Source organism: Blastococcus sp. CT_GayMR20, assembly GCF_004570345.1.
The window spans coordinates 1-1,243 of record NZ_SPQM01000309.1 but is presented as its reverse complement, the minus strand read 5'-3'; the positions used below and the strand labels follow the sequence as shown (position 1 = coordinate 1,243).

General features: G+C 77.8%; 1 protein-coding gene. It reads right to left on the bottom strand.

Annotated features, from left to right (window positions below):
• Nucleotide 1 precedes the first annotated feature (1 nt).
• The coding region (locus tag E4P40_RS27605) for an HNH endonuclease signature motif containing protein (protein ID WP_135161466.1) at nucleotides 2-1,243 on the bottom strand (1,242 nt) is incomplete at its 5' end.

The window sequence follows — 1,243 nt, the reverse complement described above, 5'->3', positions numbered from 1 at the left end:
CTCAGAACGGGGTGAGGGCGCCGGGTGGAGCGGGGCGGCTGTCCCGGATGGTGGCGAGGGTGTCGGCGTAGCGCTGCCGGCCGGTGCGGGGGGCGGTCGGGGTGCTGCCGTCGTCGGTGCCGAACGCGGGCGGCTGGGTGGTGAGGGTGTGCCCGCTGGGCAGGGTCCAGGTCAGGCCGCCGTCGGGGTCGCGGTGCAGCCGCCAGCCCGGTGCCTGGTGGGAGAGCCGGTGGTGGTGTTCGCACAGGCAGGCGAGGTTGTCGTGCGTGGTCGGCCCGTGCGGGTGCGGGATCTGGTGGTCCAGGTCGCAGCAGCGGGCGCGGACCCGGCAGCCGGGAAAGCGGCACCGTCGGTCGCGGAGCTCGACGAAGCGGTGCAGTGGATCGGTGGGCCGGTAGGCCGCCGTGCCGGCTGGGGGGTCGAGGCCCCGTCCGGCGGCGGCGGTCGCTCTGATCTCGGTGCTGTCGGTGAGCGCGAGCAGCGCGCCGGAGAGCCGGTCGGTGACGGCGATGCGGGGCCGTGCGGCGAGGGCGGTGTCGATCAGCCGCCGGACGTCGAGCAGCCGGGCCACCGCGGCCCGCGCCGCGGCGCCGATGCCCTGGGTGGTGCGCAGCTCGTCTGCGGCGGCCAGCTCCTCGGCCCGCAGTTCCGCGAGGTCGTCGTCCACCGCCCGGTCACCGGGGTCGCCGTCCTCGGCGACCTTCCCGGTTGCGGGCTCGGCAGTGGGCTCCGGCGCGGTCGCCGGCTGGGGGCGGGGGAGCAGGCCGAGGGTGTGGGCGAGTTCGCGGACCAGCGCCGCGGGGACGAGGTCGCCGTCGATCTCGCCGGGCTCCTCGGCGGCCTCGCCGTGCCCGGTGAGGGTGTCCACGCCGGCGACCACGGTGAGCGCGACCCGCACGACGGGGTGGTCGGCGTGCGGGCGCAGGATGAGGTCGGCCAGGCAGTCGGCCATCCGCTGGTCGTGGGTGCGGGGGTCGCGGGTGCCGTCCTCGTCGACCTCGCACGCCTTCGCATACGCCGACAGCGCCGCATGGCAGGCCCGCGCCAGCGGGGCCGCCCACGACGCGGTCAGCGCCGACATGCCGTCCTCGCGGGCGTCGAGCCGCACCTGCCGCCTGCGCACGGCCGTGATCAGCCGGTCGGCGGCCGCCGCGGCGTCGATCCGGGCCACCGCCCGCCGCACGCAGGCCCGCAGCGCCGCCACGGTCTGCCGGCCGGGACGACCCAGCACCGCCGCCAGATC